The organism is Streptomyces sp. NPDC001508, assembly GCF_040298665.1.
GTDB lineage: Bacteria > Actinomycetota > Actinomycetes > Streptomycetales > Streptomycetaceae > Streptomyces.
Map to the genome: position 1 here is coordinate 72,459 of NZ_JBEPAP010000004.1, position 20,580 is coordinate 93,038.

Genomic DNA, 20,580 nt, shown 5'->3' on the forward strand with positions numbered 1-20,580 from the left:
CGACCTCATGACTCCTCAGCCCACCACCGCGCCGACCGCTTCGACCGCATCGCAGGACACCGGTACGGCCTTCCGGGACGCCCCGCCCGAGCCGCCCGAGGAAGTCGTGGAGGCCGCCCGGCTCGCCCCGGACCACTGGATCAGCGCGGTCGATCCGGGCTGGCGCGGGGAGGGCATGCCGCCCGACTTCGCCGTGGCCGGCCGGTGGCGTTCCGGCGCCGGCGGGGAGATCGAGGAGTGGCAGGACAACGACGCCTACCGCCCCTCACCGCAGACCCTGGGCTGGCCCGAGCCCACCGACGCCGTCGACGCCGCCCTCCAACTCGCCGTCACCGGTTACGGACCGCCCGAGGACGTCGCGCACGCCCTGGCCGCCGCGGACCTCGCGGTGCTCACACTGCCCGACGGCTCGCCGGTGACCGCGACGGCGGCGGACGGCACCCCCGTGGTTCCCGTCTTCACCTCCACCGTCCACCTCGCCCTCGTCGGCGGCTTCGCCTTCGCGCGCCGGACCACGGACGACCTGCTGCCCCGACTCCCGCCCGGACACCACCTGTACGTCAACCCGTCCAGCCCCGCGGGTGCCGTCCTGGAACCCGGACCACTGGCGGAGACGATCGCGCACGGGACCATGGCTGACACCGAGACCGTGGCTGAGACCGGGGTGGAGGCCGGCGCCGCGGACGGTGCGCACACGTCGGCACGGACCCGGTGATCTTGTGTCGCCGGACGTTCATCGATTTCGAGCTTCGTCGGCAACCACTGTTGGTTCAGAGTTAGTTGAGTGAATCGAGGGCTTCGTGAGTACGTGGAACGGGCGTGTGACCGGTGGAACTGCAACGTAGGGCATGTGGGTTGGGAAGAGGCGTACGGGTGTGTGAGACGAGTACGCCGGGGGAGGACGTCGGATGAGCCGCTGGAACGGCCGTCCGGCCCGCCGCCGTGCCGCCGGCGCGGCCTCCCGCACCGAGCGCGAGGGCGCCGCCGCACCGGGTCGGGCGCCCGGAGCGGAACCGCGGGTACTGGTCGAGGACCATGACGGCCTGCTCCTGCTCCGCCTGCCCATGGACGACACCCTGCTCCCGGCCGACGTCGCCGACCTCGCCCGCGCGCTGCGCGCGGCGGACGACGGCACCGTCACGATCGCAGCCGTCGCCGAGGGCGACGCCGCGGCGGCGCTCTGGCCCCGGCTGAGCGAGTCGCTCGACTCCCTGCGGGACACCGGCACCCGGTCGGTGCGGCTGGTGATGTCCGGTGCCGGACACGACCGCACCGACCGGCCCGCCCTGGCCCGCCGGATCGCCGAGTCCTGGGACCTGACGGTCGAGGCCCCCGACGGACCGGTCCTCGTGGTGCCCGGCGGCTCGGTGTTCGTACCGCCGGGGGACGGCGGCTGGTGGCGGTTCGCCGCGGGGCAGGAACCCGAACCGCTCGGGCCGCGCACCCCGGCGCCCGACTGGCAGGCCGCGGTGCGCCGCACGCCGGCCCGTACGGCGGACGGCTGCGTGGTGGACCAGATCCCGGCGGGCCTGCTGATCCGTCCGGCCGAGGCCGGCGCGCCCCGGCCCGGCGATCTGTTCCACGCCATACCGGTGGACCCCAGGCGCCTCGCCGTGGTCGTCGGCGTGCCGTGGGGCGAGGACGTCGTCGCGACCGATGTCGCCGAACTCCTCGGCGCGCTGCCGGCCGCCGTGCGCCCCGGGGTCCGGCTCGTCCCCGGGGGGCGCCGGGACCTGCTGCCGCTCGGCCAGTCGGTGGCCGCCCTGCTGAACGCGGAGGTCGAGGTCACCACCGGTCTTCCGCTCTTCGCCGCCGACGGCCCGCTGGGCACCTACCGGGTACGGTCCGTGCTGGTCGGCCCGGACGGGGATCCGCGCTGGCTGCCGTTCGTGGACGCGGTGATGTGCCTGCCCGCGCGGGAGACGGCACCGGAGCCGGTGCCCGGCCCGGACGCCGGACCCGCGCAGGGCCCGCGGTCCGCCCCTGCTCCCCGGCTGCTGCGCTGGTCCTCGCCGGTGCCGGACCTCGGGGCCTCGGCGGACGGCGCGATCGGCCTCTCCGACGCGTGGCAGGCCGTGGTCACCCGGGCCGGGCTGTGGGTGGGGCCCCGCGACGGCACCCCGCCGCCGAGAAGCGCCCGGCCGGTGAGCATCGACGGCCCGGTCATCGAGGTCGGCCGGGCCGGTGACCGGCTCGACGCCTCCCTCTGGCCCGTGCTGTCCCGCTTCCTCGGCCGCCTCGCCCCCGACCTGCGCGCCCGCACCACCCTGGACGTGCACGCCGCCACGCCCGACGGCGGTCGCGCCCTGCGCATCCTGGCGGCGGAGCACGCCCTGCGTGTCATCCGCTTCGCCCCGGCGGCACGGCCCGCACCTCCGGCACGGCGCGACGGGCCCGCCGTGCGCACGGGCGGCCCGGCGGGCAGCCCGGTGAACGGTCCGGTGAACGGGCCCGTGCGGGGGGCCGGTTCGCGGCCCGCACCGCCGGCGTTGACGGCGGCCGGTGCCGTCGCAGAGGGCGCGGCGGCCGGTGCCGCGGCATCGGTTCCGGGCGGCGGCGCGGCAGTCGCCGTGGCCGTGCCCGGCCCGGACGGTCCGCCCCAGCCGACGAAGCCGAGCCGGGTGCCCGTCACCGCGACCGGCGGAACCGCGACCGGCGGAACTGGGACCGGCGGAACGGGGACCGGCGGAACCGCGACCGGCGGAACGGGGACCGGCCCGACGGCCCCTGGCCGCCCGGCCACCGTGTCCGGGGGCGCTCCGGCCGGCGGACCCTCGGAGCCGATGTCGTCACCCGTTGGGCCGACCCCCGAGCCGGAGCCCGAGCCGACCCCCGAGCCGGTCGCCGTCCCGGTCTCTACGCCGGTGTCAGAGCCGGTCGCGACACCGCTCGCGGGACCCGCAGCGGAACCGGTCTCCGAGCCATCCTCCGGGCCGTCTTCCGAGCCGCCCTCCGCGACCTCCCCCGGGCCGTCCTCCGGGCCGTCCTCCTCGGCCTTCTCCGAGGCGTCCTCCGGGCGGCCCTCCTCGGCCTCCTCCGAGTCGGTGGTCTCGGCCCCCGTGGCCGTCGAGCCGGCGTCCGGCCCGGTGTCCGCGCCGCGGACGCCCCGCCCGGGGCCGGTGGCCGTCGGTGCCCCCGCCGCTCCCATCGCGCCCGCGCGTCCCGTACCGACCGCGGGCGGTGCGGTACCCCGGCCACCGTCCCCTCCCGAACCGACCGCGGTCCTCCGCACGGAGGCCCCCAGCACGAAGGCGCCAGGGACAACGGAGACCCCCCGCGCGGAGACCCCCCGCGCGGAGACCCCCCGCGCGGAGGCCCCCCGCGCGGAGACCCCCCGCGCGGAGACCCCCCGCACGGAGGCCCCCAGCACGAAGGCGCCAGGGACAACGGAGACCCCCCGCGCGGAGACCCCCCGCGCGGAGGCCCCCAGCACGAAGGCGCCAGGGACAGCGGAGGCACCACGGACAGCACAGGCACCACGGACAGCGCAGGCGCCAGGGACAGCGGAGGCGCCACGGACGGAGGCACCCCGCACCGAGGTCCCGCGTAAGCCGGACGACGGCGGTGCCGCCCCGGCCCCCGCGCCCGCGGTCCCGCCCCCGGCCGGGACCGGCGGCGGCCGGCCGCTGCCCGCCGTACCGGTGCCGCCGCGGCACCGCAGCACCACCCCGGAGCGGGACTCCTTCCGCAGGCTCGCGGAGCCGGTGTGGGAGCGGCACAGCGCCGCGGTGAACCGGGCGCTGGCCGGTATGCCCGCGCTGCGGGGCGAGGAACAGGAGGCGGCCCGGACCGACCTGATCGCGCTGCGCATGTACCTCCGCAACGGCGAAGGCCCCCTCGGGCACGCGGAGTTGAGGCGTTCCCTGCGGGCCGGGGAGCAGCGCCTCGTGCCCTACGCCAGGTGTCTGGCGTCCGGGCTCGGGCGGCTGCCGTCGTACCGCGGTGCCGTGCTGCGCGGCGGTACCGACGCGCCCGGCCTCGGCGTACCGCGGCCCGGTGATGTGCTGCGGGATCCCGCGCCGCTGAGCGGGCTGCCGCTCGACCCGGCCGGCGAGGACCGGGTCGCGGGCGTGGGCTTCGCGATCTGGTCGATCACCGGCCGCCGGGTCCGGCAGCTGCTGGACGGCGGCGACGAGGTCGTGTTCGCCCCGGGCACCGCCTTCAAGGTGCTCGATGTGCGCACCGACGCCGCGATCCGTCTGGTGCTGCTGCGTCAACTGCCCGACACCCAGGCGGTGTCCCCCCTTCCGGAGGACGCCGACGACACCGCGCTCGCGCGGCTCGACCACGCCCTGACCGACCGTACGGGCCCCGGCGCGGGCGACTGGCCCGACCGGTGCGCCGGACCCGTCGGCGCCCCGGGCGAGAGCTGACGCGAGGGCACAGCACCCCCCACTCATCGACAAGGAGCAGTGTTCATGCCACGTCAGCACGAACCTCCGGCCGGCGAGACGACGCCCTCCGTCGCCGTTCGCCGCGCGGTGTCCGTGCCACCGCCGGGTGAGGACCCCGGCGCGGGCCTCGGACCGCGCACCCCCGACCCCGGCCCCGATCCGGCCGCCCCGATACCGATACCGGCGTCTCCCGCGCCCGCCCCCAGGCGGCTCTTCGGGCGGCGCTCCGCGTCCGCCACCGCGGAACCGGCATCCGCCGCGCAGGGACACCAGCCGGAGCCGGAACAACGACAGCGGCAGGCGGCGGCGTCCGACGGGCCGGAGCCCGATGCATCGGCCGGTGTGCTCTTCGCCGGGGGCGACGACGGCCCGGACGATCCGGACGCGGCGGGGGCATCGCCGGGACGGCCGCGCGGCCCCATGCTGGCCGCGGCCGCCATCGCGGGGGCGGTGCTGATCTCCGTACCGTTTCTGGTGCTCGGCCTGAGCGATGACGACGGGAACCGCACCGTCAACACGGCACCCGTCGCCGGTACGACGCTCGACGCCGGTCTGTCCGACGACAAACCGGCCGCGACCTACGCGGCCGAGTCCCCGTCGCCCTCGGCCTCGGTCTCGCCGAGCCCGTCCAGGTCCGCCTCGCCGAGCGCGTCGCCCGCCGAGGTGAAGGCCGCACCCCGGCCCGTCGTCAAGGAGAGGGCCGTCGTGCGGCCCACGGCGAAGCCGCAGACCGGGACGAAGGTGAAGAAGGCGCCAGCGCCCACCACCCGGCAGCTGGTCAACGCGCTCTCCAACCGGGTCAACGTGCTGCTGTTGAACGTCGCGACCGGCAGGTGCGCCGATATCCCCGGCGAAGGGCACGGTTCGGTGGACGGCGCGGTGAACCAGCACAGTTGCATCACGAACTCCGCGGACAACATGCTCTGGGACCTGAAGGTGACGGACCCGGACGGCGGGCCGGGGGGAGCGAGCCTGTTCGTCGTCACGAACCGTAAGGACGGACTGTGCCTTGACCTGCCGTACTACGGCAGCGTGTCACCCCAGACGAAGGTCAGCGAGTACTACTGCGACGGCACGAACGCCGACAACCAGCAGTGGTGGCTGGACCCCCGGCCGCAGGGCTACTGGATCCGCAACATCGCGAGCAACCTGTGCATGAGCGTGACCGGCGGCAAGAACGGCGGAGAAGACGCCAGGCTCTACGTGGTGAAGTGCGGCGACAATCAACTGAGCGCGCAGCGCTGGATGATCTCCCAGCTCGTCAAGCCCTGAGCAAGACCGCCCGAACGGGTGCGCAGCCGACCGGAGTTCACCACGGTCGGCTGCGTCCTCCCCGTCCGCCGGGCGGACTCTTATGTCGAGCCGTCCGCCGGGCGGGTCCTCACGTCGAGCCGTCCGCCGGGCGGGCCCTCACACTGAACCGGGCCCCGAGGGATAGTCCACCGCCCCCGTCACCCAGCCCGCCATCAGGGCCAGACGGGTGGGGCGGTGGGTGGCCAGGAAGGCGAAGGGCCGGTCGAAGACGGCGCGGACGACGGTGGTTTCGTGGCGGTACTGCGGTATGCCGCCCGGCGCGGCCATGACGGCCGTCACCGCCGCCGACCGGAAGCCGAGCGCGCCGAACCGGGCGACCGCGGACTGCGCGGCCGCCCCGATGGCGAGCGGGGAGCCGCTGATCCCGGGGAAGTGGCCCCGGCCGGTGTCCCGCGCGCCGGTGAGCCCGAACACCTGGTGCAGGGCGAGCAGATCGTGGTCGGCCCGCACGTCGAAGGCCACGGTGGTGACGTCGAGGACGACCGGCTCCGGGGTGAGGGACGGCTGCCGTTCCACGGTCAGGCCCGGTCCCACCTGCCCGTAGGGGAGTTGGCCGCCCCCGACGACCGGCAGCGTGCGCTCCAGGGCCCCGACGCCCGCCCGCAGGACCTGTCCGGGGCTCATCCGCTCCTCGCCGAGCAGCAGATGGACGTCGATGCCGTTGTTTCCGGGGACCTTCAGCGCGGTCACCATGCCCTCGGCGGCGCTGACCACGCCGATCCGGTCGGGCCGCACGCCCCTGCGGTGCAGTCCGAGCAGGGCCCGCCCCCGCCAGGGCCCGGTCTGCGGGCGGCGCGGCTGCTCCGTGAAGGGGCGCGGCCAGTCCGTGCGCACGGTGAGGGCGGTGGCGATCACCATGTCGGCGTCCCGCGTCAGTGTGATGGGCATCCGCTCGATCAGTCCGTCGCTCCGCTTCGCCGCCCAGGCGTCGAGGGCCCGCTGCGCGGCCTCGGGGTCGTCGTCGAGCCTGCCGTGGGCGTCCGCGGGCAGCCCGGCCCGCCACTCGTCCCGTACGTCCAGCGTGCGGCCGGTCCACAGGCCGAGGGCGGCGCCCAGGCCGGGCATGCCGTGCAGCGCGGCGAGCAACTCCCGTGCCGCACCGGCCGCTTGCTCGGCGGGCACCCCGACGGCCCGTGCCAGTTCGGTGCGGGCCGGGCCCGCCGCCCCGTCCGCGAGAAAGGCCAGCAGGGGCCAGACCCCGGCGGCCGAGAGCACGGTGCCCTCGGCCGAGGCCCCGGCCCAGCTCGCCGTCAGCGCATTGACCGCGCGGACCGTCTCGGGCGTCAGCTCGCTCACTCGTCGTTCTCCCACTCGTCCTCGAAGCGAGGCGGGGGCCAGTGAGCCGGACCGTGCACCGCGGGAACCGTCGCACGCGTGACCCGCATTCCACCCCCACCCGTAACGCGCTTACCATGCGCGAAGTCGTACATCAGTTCAGCAATGCCGCCGTCCGAACCCAGGAGCACGGTACCGGTGTCCATACCCCCGCCCCCCGGCCCCCACCAGCCCGAAGGGCACTCCCCGCAGCCCGGTCCGTCTCCGCACCAGCCAGGCCCCTGTCCGCAGGGCCCCGGCCCGTACCCGCAGGACCCCTACCAGCAGGGTCCGTATCCGCAGGATCCGTACCAGCACGGTCCGTATCAGCAGGGTCCCTACGGGCAGCCGTACGGGCAGCCGCCGTACTCGGCGTGGGGGCAGGGCTACAGCCCCTACAACCGGCCGGCCCCCGTCAACGGGCTCGCCATCTCCTCCCTCGTCCTCGGCATCCTGTGCTGTCTGCCCGGCGTGGGCCTGGTGCTGGGGCTGGTCGCGCTCCGGCAGATCAAACGGCGCGCGGAACGCGGCAGGGGGCTGGCGATCGGCGGCTCCGTGCTGTCCGGGCTCGGGCTCGGGCTGTGGGTGTTGATGCTCGCCACGGGCGGGGCGGGCGCGTTCTGGGAGGGGGTCAAGGAGGGCGCACGCGACGACGCCGTCTTCACACTGTCCAAGGGCGAGTGCGTCAACGCGCCGGGCGGCTCGCTGCGCGGCGAGACCTACGACGTCGACACGGTCGACTGCGACGGGGAGCACGACGCCGAGGTGTTCGCGTCCTTCGACCTGCCCGGCGGCCCCTACCCGGGCCAGGAGGCGCTGGACGAGACGGCAGGCGACCGCTGTTACGGGCTCCAGGACGGCTACGCGATGGACGCCTGGGCCGTGCCCGACGACGTCGAGGTGTACTACCTCGTGCCCACCACAGAGAGCTGGTCCATCGGCGACCGCGCGGTGACCTGCCTGTTCGGCAACACGGTCGAGGGCGAGCCGCTGACCGGCTCGCTGCGCAACGACGAGACCGTCCTCGACGCCGACCAGGTCGCCTATCTGAAGGCCGCGCACGTCCTGAACGCGGCCCTCGACACCGCGCCCGACACCGAGTACGTCGAGGACGACCTGCCGGGCCACCGGGCGTGGGCGCGGCGTGTGTCGGCGGCGCTGGACGAGCAGGCCGGGATGCTGCGCGGGCACGACTGGCCGGCGGGCGCGAGCGGGCCGGTGGCGGCCCTGGCGGACGATCTGGACAAGGCCCGGGCGCAGTGGTCGAAGGCCGCCGGGTCCGGCGACGTGGACACCTTCTACGAGCACTACGAGAAGGGGTACGACCTTCTTGACCCGAAGCGGTCGGTCACGGCGCGCAAGGCTCTGGGGCTGGCCACGACCCCGCCGTCGGCGGCGGACGGCGGCAGCGGCACGGGCGGCGGCCCAGGCGGCACCGGCATGGAGGTGTGAGCGCGTCGGGAGCGGGGAGAAAAAATGCCTGGGCACGGCCTTCCCCGGCCGTAAGTAATCACATCGAGTGATTCTCTGGCCTTTGCTTGCACCTCCCAACCCACGGTTGCCAGGCTGTTGCTGTCTGTACAACCTGATGGGAGCGGCCAGTGACTTTCGGTGAGCAGCCGGCGTATCTCCGCGTCGCGGGTGATCTCCGCAAGAAGATCGTCGAGGGTTCACTGCCACCGCACACCCGGCTCCCTTCACAGGCCCGGATCCGCCAGGAGTACGGCGTCTCGGACACCGTCGCGCTGGAGGCGCGCAAGGTGCTGATGGCCGAGGGCCTGGTCGAGGGGCGCTCTGGGTCGGGGACGTATGTGCGCGAGCGGCCCGTGCCCCGGCGCGTGGCCCGTTCCGGGTACCGGCCGGACGGCGGCGCCACGCCCTTCCGGCAGGAGCAGGCCGATGTCACCGCCCGCGGCACCTGGGAGTCCAGAAGCGAGCAGACCGAGGCGAGCGGCGTCATCGCCGAGCGGCTCGGCATCCGGGCCGGCGACCGCGTGATGTGCACCAAGTACCTCTTCCGGGACGCCGGGGAGCCGATGATGCTCTCCACCTCCTGGGAACCCCTCGCCGTCACGGGGCGCACGCCGGTGATGCTCCCCGAGGAGGGCCCGCTCGGCGGCATGGGCGTCGTCGAGCGCATGCGTGCCATCGACGTCATCGTCGACAACGTCACCGAGGAGGTCGGCGCCCGTCCCGGCCTCGCCGAAGAACTGCATGTGCTGGGCGGCGTCCCCGGACATGTCGTCGTGGTCGTCCAGCGCACCTACTACGCCTCGGGGCGGCCGGTCGAGACGGCGGACGTGGTGATCCCCGCGGACCGCTACCGGGTTTCGTACCACCTGCCGGTGAAGTAGCGCACACCCCCCGGGTGTTCGGCGTCACACCACTCGGATCCGCCTGCCCCGGCGGGCCGTTGGGATCCGGCCGTCCTCGCAGGTGGCCCGCACTGTGCCGGGCGCGCCCCGGCCCCGTGCGACGGGACGCACGAGGGGCGCGCTCGGCATGATGCGCCCCCGGCGTTCTGGCTGGTTGCGTACCTCTTTGTGAAAAGCCGTATTCGCTGAGTGAAGGTTGGGCGTACGCTCGGGCATATGCGGATTGCTGTTTCCTTAGAGGGCGGGGCGACGGGCGGCGGAGGGGTGCGATGAGCGACGGCACGGTCTTACTGCCCTGGCTCGTCATACGGCAGGACGACAACGGCAATCGCTATCGCGTGGGCAGGTACGCGACCCGCGCCGAGGCCCAGAAGATCGCCGACAGTCTCGACGACCGCGGGCACAAACAGCTCTACTGGGTCGAGCGCATCGGCCAGATCGGAGAGGGCGTCGGCAGATGAGCCGGACCGCGCTCCCGTAGGCTCCGGCGCATGACCGAACGGACCGTGGTGGTGGCGGCCGCCCTGCTCGACGCCGGCCGCCTGCTCGCCGCCCGCCGCAGCGCACCCCCCGAACTGGCCGGCCGCTGGGAACTGCCCGGCGGCAAGGTCGAACCCGGTGAGCGGCCCGAGGACGCCCTGGTGCGCGAACTGCGCGAAGAACTCGGCGTCGACGCCGAAGTCGTCGAGCGCGTCCCGGGGGAGTGGCCCCTGAAGTCCCCGTATGTGCTGCGGGTGTGGACCGTCCGGCTGCGCCCCGGCTCCGCCGCCCCCGAACCCCTTCAGGACCATGACGCGCTGCGGCTGCTCGCCCCCGGTGAGATCTGGCAGGTGGACTGGCTCGACCAGGACGTCCCCGCGGTGCGCGAAGTGATGGGCCGACTGACTTCGGACGCCCGCTGAGCAACCTGTACGCCGTTCGTGCCACGGTGCGCCTATCCATGCGGTACTGGCCCCTGGATATCGGGTATGTGCCTATTAACCCCACGAAACCGGACATGGGATGGGTTCGCTGGCCTGGGAAGTGATCGGCGTGATCGACACCGAAGGCGACTGCGCCGAATGGACGTTTCCTGCGCAGCCCGGCTCCGTGCGCACCGCCCGCCGCGCGGTCCGCGACCAACTGCGGGACTGGGGGCTCGACAGCCTCGCCGACCTCTCCGCGCTCCTGGTGAGCGAGTTGGTGACCAACTCCCTGCGGCATGCGACGGGTCCCATCGGGGTACGCCTGGTCCGCTCCGCGAACCTCGGCGCCACCCTGCGGGTGGAGGTCTCCGACCCGCTCCCCGATCTGCCGCACGAGCGCGTCCCGCGCCCCGACGACGAGAGCGGCCGCGGTCTCCAACTGGTCGCCAACTCCTCGCGAAGTTGGGGGACCCGGCCCGCAGACAGCGGTAAAACGGTCTGGTTCGAACTGGCGGTGCCGAACTGAACCGCCGGGGCGAGGGGAGCGGAGCGGTGGTGTGCGGAAGGGGGAAGGAAACGGCAAGAACCCAAGAACGGCAAGAACAGCGGGAAACCGCGGGAAATGGCGGGAAACGGCAGGAAACGATGGACACAGTGAGCCGTGGTGTCCACTCTCGGCGGCCGTCCGGCGGCGGCTGCCGGGGGACGTGATTCGACGGCGTGCTCCCTGGTTAGAAGACTGGAAATGTTGTCACGGCCCGGCCCGAACAGCGCCTGGACCAGGCTGTGATCGTGAACACCGTGTCGTGCGGGCCCGTAGTGCTGGATACTGCGGGCAGCCGCCCCCGGTGACCGGTACCGGGCGCGGTGAGCTGGAGGGGACGGTTCGCGTGAGCGAGATACCAGCGAAGGCCACGGAGTCCGAGGACCCGTCGGACGGCGCGAGGGCCCGGGGCGTGGCGGCTGCCGCGGCGCCCGGCGACGCCATGTGGCAGAGCAGCCCGCCCGGCTCCATCTACGACTACATCAAGGTCGCCTCCTTCTCCATCGGCCCCGGCGGGCTCGTCGACCAGTGGAGTCTGCGGGCCGAGCAGCTCTTCGGGATCCCCGCCGAACGCGCCGTGGGCATGGATCCCATCGAGGCGTTCGTCGACCCCGACCAGCGCGAGCGCGGCCAGCGGAAGATGGCCGAGGTCCTCGACGGACGGGAGTGGACCGGTGTGGTCCCCTTCCGGGTGCCGGACGGACCGGGCGGCGGGCGCGGCGAGGAGGGCCTTGCCGAGGTCTACGTCATGCCCACCCGCACCGCCGAGGGCGAAAGGGCCGCCGTCTGCATCGTCGTGGACGTCCGCACCCTGCGCAGTATCGAGACCGACCTCGCCGCCTCGCAGGCGATTTTCGGTCAAACCCCGTTCGGGTTCTTCCTGATCGACACCGAGCTGCGGGTGCGCCGCGTCAACCGGCGGATCGCCTCGATCTTCGGCGGCGCACCCGACGACCACCGCGGCCGGGGGGTCCACGACTATCTGCCACGGGGCGAGGCGGAGCGCATCGCGGCCACCCTGCGCCGGGTCCTTGAGACCGGCGAATCCATCACGGACATGCATGTCACCGGCTTCGTCCCGGAATCCGAGGAACGCCGGCACTGGTCCGTCAACCTCTACCGCGTGCAGAGCGGCAGCGGTCGCCCGCTCGGCATCGCCTGGCTCGGCACGGACATCACCGCCCGCCGGGAGGCGGCCCGGGAGGCCGCCGCCGCACGACGCAATCTCGCCCTTCTCAACGAGGCGGGCGCCCGGATAGGGAACTCCCTTGACCTGGAGACCACCGCCCGGGAACTCCTCGATGTGGTCGTCCCCGGCTTCTGCGACCTCGCCTCCGTCGACCTCTACCAGGGGCTGCTGGCCGGTGACGAGACCCCGCCGGGCCTCGCCGACGGCAGCGCCGAACTGCGCCGCGTCGCCTTCGCCAGCGCGGTCTCCGGCGCGCCGATTCTCGGCGGCGGCTCGCCGGTCGCGGTCGGCGCGGTCCACCACTACCCCTTCAACTCGCCCTGCGGGACCGCCCTGCGCACCGCACGCCCGCAGACCGTCCCCGCCGAGGAGGGCGGCCTCGTCCAGTCCACGCTGGCCGTTCCGATGATGGCCCACGACACGGTCGTCGGCCTCGCCCAGTTCTCCCGGACGAAGGGCAGCGAACCGTTCGGCGACCGCGACCGGGACCTCGCCGTGGAGCTGGCCGCGCGCGCCGCGGTCTGTATCGACAACGCCCGCCTGTACCGGCGCGAGCACGAACGCGCCCTGATACTGCAACGGTCCCTGCTGCCGCCGGGCGACCCGGAGGCCTCCGGACTCGACATCGCCTGCCGCTATCTGCCCGGCAACGCGGCCACGGAGGTCGGCGGCGACTGGTTCGACGTCATCGAACTCCCCGGCCACCGCACGGCGTTGGTGGTCGGCGATGTGATGGGCCGCGGTCTGCGCGCGGCCGTTGCCATGGGCGAACTGCGCACGGCCGTACGCACCTTGGCCCTGCTGGACCTGGAACCGGCCGAGGTGCTGTCCGCGTTGGACGAGATCGCCCGGGGCCTCGGCACGCCCGGCGGGGTGCAGCAGGCGACCCGCACGGCCCGCCAGTCCCGGGACGCGGACCTGTCCGAGGTCTACCTGGCGACATGCGTGTACGCCGTCTACGACTCGGTGACCAGGCGATGTACGTTCGCCAACGCCGGGCATCTGCCCCCGGTGCTGGTGGAGCCCGGCGAGGCGGCGCTGATGCTGGACGTGCCGCCCGGCATGCCGCTCGGCGTGGGCGGCGAGCCGTTCGAGGAGGTGGAGGTCGAACTGCCCGAGGGCGCGCTGCTCGCCCTCTACACCGACGGCCTCGTCGAATCCCGTGACCATCCGCTCGACGAGGGCCTTCAGGCGTTCGTGGGCGCGCTGACGGATCCGACCAGCGCGCTGGAGGACGTCTGCGACCACGTCCTCAACACCCTCGACACGCGTCACGGCGAGGACGACATCGCGCTGCTGATGGCACGGGTGCAGGGGCTGCCCGCCGAGTCCGTCGGCGACTGGACGCTGCCGCGTGAGCCCCGCAGCGTGGGCCGGGCCCGTGAGTACGCGCGCGGGCAACTGCTCGGCTGGGGCCTGGAACCCCTGGTCGACACCACGGAGCTGCTGGTCAGCGAGCTGGTGACGAACGCGCTCAGGTACGGCGAGGGAGAGATCAGACTCCGTCTGCTGCTGGACCGCACCCTGGTCTGCGAGGTCTGGGACTCCGGCCTGGTCCAGCCGCGCCGCCGACGGGCCCGGGACACCGACGAGGGCGGCCGGGGCCTGCAACTCGTCGGCCTGCTCAGCGCGGCGTGGGGCTCCCGGCGCACGCCCCGCGGCAAGACGGTCTGGTTCGAACTCCCCCTCCCCGACGGCGAAAACCCCCTGACAGACCCAGCGGAAGCCCTACTCAGCCTGTTCTGACGCTTCGTCACCACCCCGAAGGGGCATGGGCTGTGTCGCTATGGGGCTCCGCCGCGACAGGCGCCCCGAATGGGCGCGGGGCTGTGTCGCTATGCGGCTTCGCGCGGGCGCGACCAGCCACGATGAAGCCGTAGCCGACCGCCGGGCACTTCGCGGCACGTTCAGCGGAGCGCTCAGGGCCGGAGGCGGTCCCGGCTGCGGGGGCCGCCGAAGGTTGCCGGTGGGCCGCCGTCCGGGTCCTCGCCGAGCAGGACGCCGCCGAGGACGGCACCGGCCAGGCCGGCCGCGTACCCGGACTCACCGGTGTACGGGTTGCCGTGGATGCGTACGTCTCGTTCGGCGAACTCCCGTGCCGTGCGGGCGAGTTCGTCCGCCGCCCGGGTGTCGCCCCGGGCGAGCAGCCGCACCGCCTCCGCCAGCAGCGTGCGGGCCTCGGCGCCCACCGCCGCCCGGTGCGTGGTCACGAAGTCCTCGGCGATCTCGGTGGCGCCGCGGGCGGCGAGGAACCCGCCGAGCGGTACGGCGCCGGAGCGGCCGGCCCCGACCGGCTCGACGGCCCGCGCGATCCGCCGCAGCGCGTCCAGCGGGTCGTACGGCCCGCCGGTCAGCTTCCCCCGTACGGCGGCCAGAACGGCGTCGGCGTGGGCCAGCCGGGCACGGAACTCACCGAACGGAATCCGGTACGCGGCCGCCCGGCCCTGGGGCGGCGGCGGTGCGCCCGGCCGGGCGGCGGGTGCACCGGCGGCCCCACGCCGGCCCGTGGCCCCCGGCCGGGCGGCCGGTGCCCGCGGGACCTGGCCCCGGGCCTGGGCCAGGTCCGCCTCCGCTCCGGTGAGCGCCGACGGCACCAGCGCCGCGGCCTCGGCCAGCTGCCGGGCCAGCCGTTCGACGCCGCCCACGAAGACGTCCGCCTGGGTGATGGCGCCCTCGGCCGCCCGCAGATGGCGGACCGCCCGCCCGGTGTCGTCGGAGTCGGCGTCCCGGCGGGCCCGGTCGAGTTCCGCGGTGGCGAACAGCAGCCGGTCCTTGGCCTGTTCGGGATGGCCCCGGACCGGCTCGGCGGCCATCGGTCCATAGCGTTCGCCCAGTTCGGCCACGGTCGCCCCCGTGCCCGCCGTCGGCCCCGCCAGCGCCCGGCACCGCCGCTCCGCGTGGTCCAGCGCCCCGCCCAGGTCACGCTCCAGCGCCCGCAGCCGGTCGAAGGCCGCCGCCTCCGCGTCCAGCCGCCGGCCGGCCTCCGCGCACCGCCCGACCACCCCCACGAGCGCCTGCCGCCGGGCGGCGGCGTCCCCCGGCAGCCCCTCCTCGTAGCGCCGTCGTATCGCGAACGCGGCGGACAACTCGGTCTCGGCCGCCCGCAGGGCCCGCGCGAACGGCTCGACGGGCGCGGGCCCGGACCGCGCCTTCGCCCAGGTCAGTTCCTCCCGGCTGGTGCGCACGGCGTCATCGGCCGCGACCAGGGCGGCGCGGGCCTCCCGGTCGGACCCGGCGGGCGCCGACGCGGGCGCGCGCGGGGACGGCGCCCCGGGTGTCGTACGGTTGGGGTGGTGCTTGTCGTGGTTCTGCCTCTGCTCGCCGCGGGGGTGGCGTTGCGGGTGAACTACGCGGGGGAGCCGGCCGACGGTACGTACACCCGGAACCGGGACGCGATCTGGCTCGGGCACGCCTGGGTGGACGGGCGGAAGAAGGACGCCGATGTCGCGGCGCTCGCGCGGCGGCTGCACGGCACCGGCATCCGTGATCTGTATGTGCACTCCGGGCCGCTGGAGCACAACGGCACCCTGCCCAAGTCGGCGTATCCGAGGGCGCGTTGGCTGACCGACGCCGTACACCGCGCGCTCCCCGGCGTCCGTGTCCAGGCCTGGCTGGGCGACGTACTGGCCACCGAGAGCCCCGACGGGCTGCGCCTGGAGCGCGCCGGGACCCGGGCGGCGGTCGTCGACAGCACCCGGCAGATCCTCGCCGCCGGGTTCGACGGCGCCCACTTCGACCTGGAACCGCTGCACTCCGGCGACCGCGACTACCTCGTGCTGCTGGACGACCTGCGCGGCGTCACCCGCCGGCACGGCGCCCTGCTCTCCGTCGCCGCCCACCAGATCGACCCGCTGCCCGCGCTGCACTCCGTGTTCGGCGCGGTCACCGGCCACCCCAAGTGGTGGTCGCAGGCGTACTTCGGGCAGGTGGCGCGCCGCGTCGACCAGATCGCGGTGATGTCGTACGACACCATGCAGCCGCTGGAGAGCCTGTACGGCGGCTATGTGGCCCAGCAGACCGCCCTGGCCCTGGAGGTCACCCCGGACTCCACCGACCTGCTCATGGGTCTGCCGTTCTTCCGGGAGAACCGCTTCGGACACTGGGCGCACGCCGAGACCGTCCCGGCCGCCGTGCGCGGCGTCCGGCTCGGCCTGTCCCGCACGGACGCCGACCGGGCCCGCTTCGGCGTCGCCCTGTACGTGGACTTCGCCGCGACGGAGGCGGACTGGGCGGCCTACCGCTCGGGCTGGGTCCGGTGACCGCCGGCGCCCCGGCCGAGCGAAGTCCGCCGCGGCAGCCCGAGAAGGGGCGTGCTCAGCTCGCGCCGCTCCGCCGCCTGATCTTGGAGCCCAGCCAGACCAGCGGGTCGTACTTGCGGTCGACGGCCCGCTCCTTCATCGGGATCAGCGCGTTGTCCGTGATCTTGATGCCCTCGGGGCACACCTCGGTGCAGCACTTGGTGATGTTGCAGTAGCCGAGGCCGTGCTCGTCCTGGGCCGTGGCCCGCCGGTCGAGGCCGGTCTCGGCGGCGGCGTCCAGCGGGTGCATGTCCAGTTCGGCGACACGCATCAGGAAGCGCGGCCCCGCGAACGCCTGCTTGTTCTCCTCGTGGTCGCGCACCACATGGCAGGTGTCCTGGCACAGGAAGCACTCGATGCACTTGCGGAACTCCTGCGGACGGTCCACGTCCTCCTGCATCATCCGGTACTCGCCCGGACCGAGGTCCGCGGGCGGCACGAACGACGGGACCTCCCTGGCCTTCTGGTAGTTGAAGCCGACGTCGGTCACCAGGTCGCGGATCACCGGGAAGGCGCGCAACGGGGTGACGGTGATCGTCTCCTCGCGGTCGAAGACCGACATGCGGGTCATGCACAGCAGCCGGGGCCTGCCGTTGATCTCGGCGGAGCACGAACCGCACTTGCCCGCCTTGCAGTTCCAGCGCACCGCGAGATCGGGCACCTGGGTGGCCTGGAGGCGGTGGACGATGTCCAGGACCACTTCGCCGTCGTTGACCTCGACCCGGAAGTCCTCCAGGCCGCCGCCCCCGGCGTCGCCCCGCCACACCTTGAAACGGGCCTCGTAGCTGCTCATTCGTACAGCTCCTCTTCGGCGAGGTACTTGACCAGCTCCTCCTTCTCGAAGAGGGCGAGCAGGTCGGGGCGGATGGGCTCGGTGGTCTCGCGGGTGAGGGCGATCCGGCCGCGCGCCGGGTCCGTGTCCGCGAGTCCGTCGGCGGGGCGGGCGAGCGCGCACAGCAGGTTGACGTTGCGCCACGCCCGGTCCATCGCCGGACGGTCCTCGCGGGTGTGCCCGCCGCGCGACTCCGTGCGTTCCAGGGCCGCGCGGGCCACGCACTCGCTGACCAGCAGCATGTTCCGCAGGTCGAGGGCGAGGTGCCAGCCGGGGTTGAACTGGCGGTGCCCCTCGACGCCGGCCCGCCGCGCCCGCGTCCGCAGCTCGGCGAGCTTCTTCAGGGCCTGCTCCATCTCCGGCTCGCGGCGGATGATGCCGACCAGGTCGTTCATCGTCTGCTGGAGTTCCTGGTGCAGGGTGTACGGGTTCTCGGGCGGACCGCCCGCCGCCTCCCGGCCGCCCGCCGCCTCACCGCCACCCGCTTCGCCGCCCGCGGAGGACAGCCGCAGCGCCTCGCCCGCCGCCACTTCGCCCGCGGAGGACAGCCGCAGCGCCTCGCCCGCCGCCACTTGGCCCGCGGAGAACGGCCGCAGCGCCTCGGCCGCCGCCGCGTCGACCTGCTCGTCGGACACCCGGGGCCGGTCGTCGGCCGACGCCGCCGCGTGCTCGGCCGCGTGCAGGCCGGCCCGGCGCCCGAAGACCAGCAGGTCGGAGAGCGAGTTGCCGCCGAGCCGGTTGGAGCCGTGCATGCCGCCGGCCACCTCGCCCGCCGCGTACAGGCCGGGCACGCCGCGTGCCGCCGCCGTGTCGGAGTCGACGGCGATGCCGCCCATCACGTAGTGGCAGGTCGGTCCGACCTCCATGGCCTCCGCGGTGATGTCGACGTCGGCCAGCTCCTTGAACTGGTGGTACATGGAGGGCAGCCGGCGCCTGATCACCTCGGCGGGCATGCGGGTCGACACGTCGAGGAAGACCCCGCCGTGCGGGGAGCCCCGGCCCGCCTTGACCTCGGCGTTGATGGCGCGGGCGACCTCGTCGCGGGGGAGCAGTTCGGGGGGCCGCCGGTTGTGGTCCGGGTCGTCGTACCAGCGGTCGCCCTCCTCCTCGGACTCGGCGTACTTCTCCTTGAAGACGTCGGGGATGTAGTCGAACATGAACCGCTTGCCGTCGGAGTTGCGCAGCACGCCGCCGTCGCCGCGTACCGACTCGGTGACGAGGATGCCCTTCACGGACGGCGGCCAGACCATGCCCGTCGGGTGGAACTGCACGAACTCCATGTTCAGCAGCGGCGCCCCGGCGAGCAGCGCGAGCGCGTGCCCGTCGCCGGTGTACTCCCACGAGTTCGAGGTGACCTTGAAGGACTTGCCGATGCCGCCGGTGGCGATCACCACGGCGGGCGCCTTCAGGACGAAGAAGCGGCCGCTCTCGCGATCGTAGGCGAAGACGCCGCACACGCGGCTGCTGTCCTTGAGGATCCTGGTGACCGTGCACTCCTGGAAGACCTTCAGCCGGGACTCGTAGTCGCCGGTCGCCCGGTGGTCCTCCTGCTGGAGGGCGACGATCTTCTGCTGGAGGGTGCGGATCAGCTCAAGGCCGGTGCGGTCGCCGACGTGGGCGAGGCGCGGGTACTCGTGGCCGCCGAAGTTGCGCTGCGAGATCTTCCCGTCCTTCGTCCGGTCGAACAGCGCGCCCCAGGTCTCCAGCTCCCACACCCGGTCCGGGGCCTCCTGCGCGTGCAGTTCGGCCATCCGCCACTGGTTGAGGAACTTGCCGCCGCGCATCGTGTCGCGGAAGTGCACCTGCCAGGTGTCGTGCTCGTTGACGTTGGCCATCGCCGCCGCGATGCCGCCCTCGGCCATCACGGTGTGCGCCTTGCCGAACAGCGACTTGCAGATCACCGCCGTACGGGCGCCGCGCTCGCGTGCCTCGATCGCGGCACGCAGCCCGGCACCGCCGGCGCCGACCACGACGACGTCCCACTCCTGTCGGTCGACCACGGACATCAGTAGGCCCTACCCCAATCTAGAAGAAGCGCGGATCGTCGAAGACACCGGAGGCGAGCAGGTACACATAGAAGTCGGCGAGCGCCACGCTCACCAGCGACGCCCAGGCCAGCAGCATGTGCCGGGCGTTGAGCCGGCCGATGAACTGCCACGTCCGGTAGCGCACGGGGTGCTTGGAGAAGTGCCTGAGCTTGCCGCCGACGATGTGCCGGCAGGAGTGGCACGACAGGGTGTACGCCCAGATCAGCACGATGTTGGCGAGGAACACGAGGGTGCCGAGACCCATATGGCCCCAGCGGTAGTGCGCATCGCGGAAGGACAGCACGGTGTCGTAGGTGAGGACCCCGGCGACCAGCAGCGCGGCGTAGAAGAAGTACCGGTGGAGGTTCTGCAGCAGCAGCGGGAAGCGGGTCTCGCCGGTGTACTTCTTGTGCGGCTCGGCGACCGCGCAGGCCGGCGGGGACGCCCAGAAGCTGCGGTAGTAGGCCTTGCGGTAGTAGTAGCAGGTCAGGCGGAAGCCGAGCGGGAAGATCAGGATGATGATCGCGGGGGAGATCCCCCACCAGCCGCCGAAGAGATCGGCGTTCGGGCCGGCGTGCATCGTCCGGCAGTTCTCCGCCAGACAGGGCGAGTAGAAGGGGGAGACGTACGGCGCCGCGTAGTAGTCGGCGTTGGCGAAGGCCCGCCAGGTCGAGTACACGACGAAGGCGAACAGGCCGGCCGCGGTGACGGCGGGGGTCAGCCACCAGCGGTCGGTCCGCAGATGCGGTGCGGCGATCGCGGCGCGTGTACGGGTGCGTACGCCGCCGGTGCTGGGAGGTTCCGTACCAGTGGCCAATGGATGACTCCGGTCGGGTTCGGGGGCGGGGCCTGCGGTGCCGTCCCGGGGCGGGCCGGCGGCCCTGCCTAGGGGGCGTGGCGGTCGCGGGCGCCGAGACCCTCGTCGTCCGAGTCCGTCCACAGGCTGATGTCGTACGGCGCGTCGGAGATGGTGACGAGATCGGGGCGGCGCGGCGGGGTGAGCCCGGGTGCCACCTCCCTCAGCAGTGCCACGCTCTCGCGCAGATGATCGGCGTCCGCGCGGACGCGGCGCATCTCCAGTCCGCCGCCGCTTCCGAGCTGCTGCTCCAGGCGGCCGACGGAGCGCAACAGATCGTCGAGATAGCGCTGGACTGACGTCAGGTCGTCGTGCACGGACATGACGTGACCTCACTTCCGCGGACCTCACGGCCCAAGGCGGCAACGTTCATGCGCCTGCGAGTGTTGCGCGTCACACCTACCCATGTGAAGGCATGTGCAGCGATTGGCGGATCCTGCCCCTCCGCCGCACGCCCGCACGCGCTCTGTGTGCGCCGGGGCGCGAGTTGCGCCGCACGGGTGGGCTTGGCAGCGCCCGTCGCCGTGTCGCC

Annotated in this window: 16 protein-coding genes; 10 read left to right on the forward strand and 6 right to left on the reverse strand. The window is 73.7% G+C overall.

Annotated elements, in window-relative coordinates:
• The first annotated feature begins 7 nt into the window (after positions 1–7).
• From ABT245_RS05945 to ABT245_RS05955, 3 genes are all read left to right on the forward strand, one after another.
• Positions 8–715, forward strand: coding sequence for a type VII secretion system-associated protein (locus tag ABT245_RS05945; RefSeq protein WP_351729131.1), 708 nt, complete (start codon positions 8–10; stop codon positions 713–715).
• Positions 716–908: 193 nt separating this feature from the next.
• Positions 909–4,373, forward strand: a complete 3,465-nt coding sequence (locus ABT245_RS05950) for a hypothetical protein (RefSeq protein WP_351729134.1) — start codon at positions 909–911, stop codon at positions 4,371–4,373.
• 45 nt (positions 4,374–4,418) lie between these two features.
• Positions 4,419–5,666, forward strand: coding sequence for an RICIN domain-containing protein (locus ABT245_RS05955; RefSeq protein WP_351729137.1), 1,248 nt, complete (start codon positions 4,419–4,421; stop codon positions 5,664–5,666).
• A gap of 138 nt (positions 5,667–5,804) precedes the next feature.
• Here ABT245_RS05955 and ABT245_RS05960 read toward each other — a convergent pair whose 3' ends face one another.
• Entirely contained in the window at positions 5,805–7,004 is a 1,200-nt protein-coding gene (locus tag ABT245_RS05960; protein WP_351729140.1) for a serpin family protein, read from the reverse strand.
• Between the two features lie 177 nt (positions 7,005–7,181).
• On the opposite strand from ABT245_RS05960, the gene ABT245_RS05965 reads away from it, so the two are divergent.
• From ABT245_RS05965 to ABT245_RS05990, 6 genes are all read left to right on the forward strand, one after another.
• Complete coding sequence (locus ABT245_RS05965; RefSeq protein ID WP_351729143.1) at positions 7,182–8,474, forward strand: DUF4190 domain-containing protein; 1,293 nt, start codon at positions 7,182–7,184, stop codon at positions 8,472–8,474.
• Positions 8,475–8,623: 149 nt separating this feature from the next.
• Positions 8,624–9,376, forward strand: a complete 753-nt coding sequence (locus tag ABT245_RS05970; protein WP_351729145.1) for a GntR family transcriptional regulator — start codon at positions 8,624–8,626, stop codon at positions 9,374–9,376.
• Between the two features lie 290 nt (positions 9,377–9,666).
• Entirely contained in the window at positions 9,667–9,858 is a 192-nt protein-coding gene (locus ABT245_RS05975; protein WP_351729147.1) for an SPOR domain-containing protein, read from the forward strand.
• A 30-nt stretch (positions 9,859–9,888) separates the two neighbouring features.
• Positions 9,889–10,299, forward strand: a complete 411-nt coding sequence (locus tag ABT245_RS05980) for a (deoxy)nucleoside triphosphate pyrophosphohydrolase (RefSeq protein WP_351729149.1) — start codon at positions 9,889–9,891, stop codon at positions 10,297–10,299.
• A gap of 100 nt (positions 10,300–10,399) precedes the next feature.
• Positions 10,400–10,828 carry an ATP-binding protein gene (locus ABT245_RS05985; protein ID WP_351729152.1) on the forward strand — a complete coding sequence of 143 codons (429 nt, stop codon included), beginning with the start codon at positions 10,400–10,402 and terminating at the stop codon, positions 10,826–10,828.
• Positions 10,829–11,192: 364 nt separating this feature from the next.
• Entirely contained in the window at positions 11,193–13,781 is a 2,589-nt protein-coding gene (locus ABT245_RS05990; protein WP_351729155.1) for a SpoIIE family protein phosphatase, read from the forward strand.
• A gap of 173 nt (positions 13,782–13,954) precedes the next feature.
• Here ABT245_RS05990 and ABT245_RS05995 read toward each other — a convergent pair whose 3' ends face one another.
• Positions 13,955–15,220, reverse strand: coding sequence for a hypothetical protein (locus tag ABT245_RS05995; protein WP_351729628.1), 1,266 nt, complete (start codon positions 15,218–15,220; stop codon positions 13,955–13,957).
• 6 nt (positions 15,221–15,226) lie between these two features.
• Here ABT245_RS05995 and ABT245_RS06000 point away from each other — a divergent pair, with 6 nt between their 5' ends.
• On the forward strand, positions 15,227–16,294 hold the full coding sequence (locus ABT245_RS06000) for a glycoside hydrolase family 18 protein (protein WP_351729589.1): 1,068 nt from the start codon (positions 15,227–15,229) through the stop codon (positions 16,292–16,294).
• 55 nt (positions 16,295–16,349) lie between these two features.
• On the opposite strand, the gene ABT245_RS06005 is transcribed toward ABT245_RS06000, so the two are convergent.
• The 4 genes from ABT245_RS06005 to ABT245_RS06020 all read right to left on the reverse strand — a co-directional run bounded on the left by ABT245_RS06005 (position 16,350) and on the right by ABT245_RS06020 (position 20,371).
• Positions 16,350–17,126, reverse strand: coding sequence for a succinate dehydrogenase/fumarate reductase iron-sulfur subunit (locus ABT245_RS06005; RefSeq protein ID WP_351729158.1), 777 nt, complete (start codon positions 17,124–17,126; stop codon positions 16,350–16,352).
• Complete coding sequence (locus ABT245_RS06010; protein WP_351729161.1) at positions 17,123–19,171, reverse strand: fumarate reductase/succinate dehydrogenase flavoprotein subunit; 2,049 nt, start codon at positions 19,169–19,171, stop codon at positions 17,123–17,125. The genes ABT245_RS06005 and ABT245_RS06010 overlap by 4 nt, the downstream gene beginning before the upstream one ends.
• Before the next feature lie 19 nt (positions 19,172–19,190).
• Positions 19,191–20,009 (reverse strand): succinate dehydrogenase subunit SdhC, encoded by an 819-nt coding sequence (gene sdhC, locus ABT245_RS06015; RefSeq protein ID WP_351729165.1) that lies wholly within the window; start codon positions 20,007–20,009, stop codon positions 19,191–19,193.
• A 68-nt stretch (positions 20,010–20,077) separates the two neighbouring features.
• Positions 20,078–20,371 (reverse strand): Rv0250c family protein, encoded by a 294-nt coding sequence (locus tag ABT245_RS06020; RefSeq protein ID WP_351729167.1) that lies wholly within the window; start codon positions 20,369–20,371, stop codon positions 20,078–20,080.
• Between the last annotated feature and the right edge of the window lie 209 nt (positions 20,372–20,580).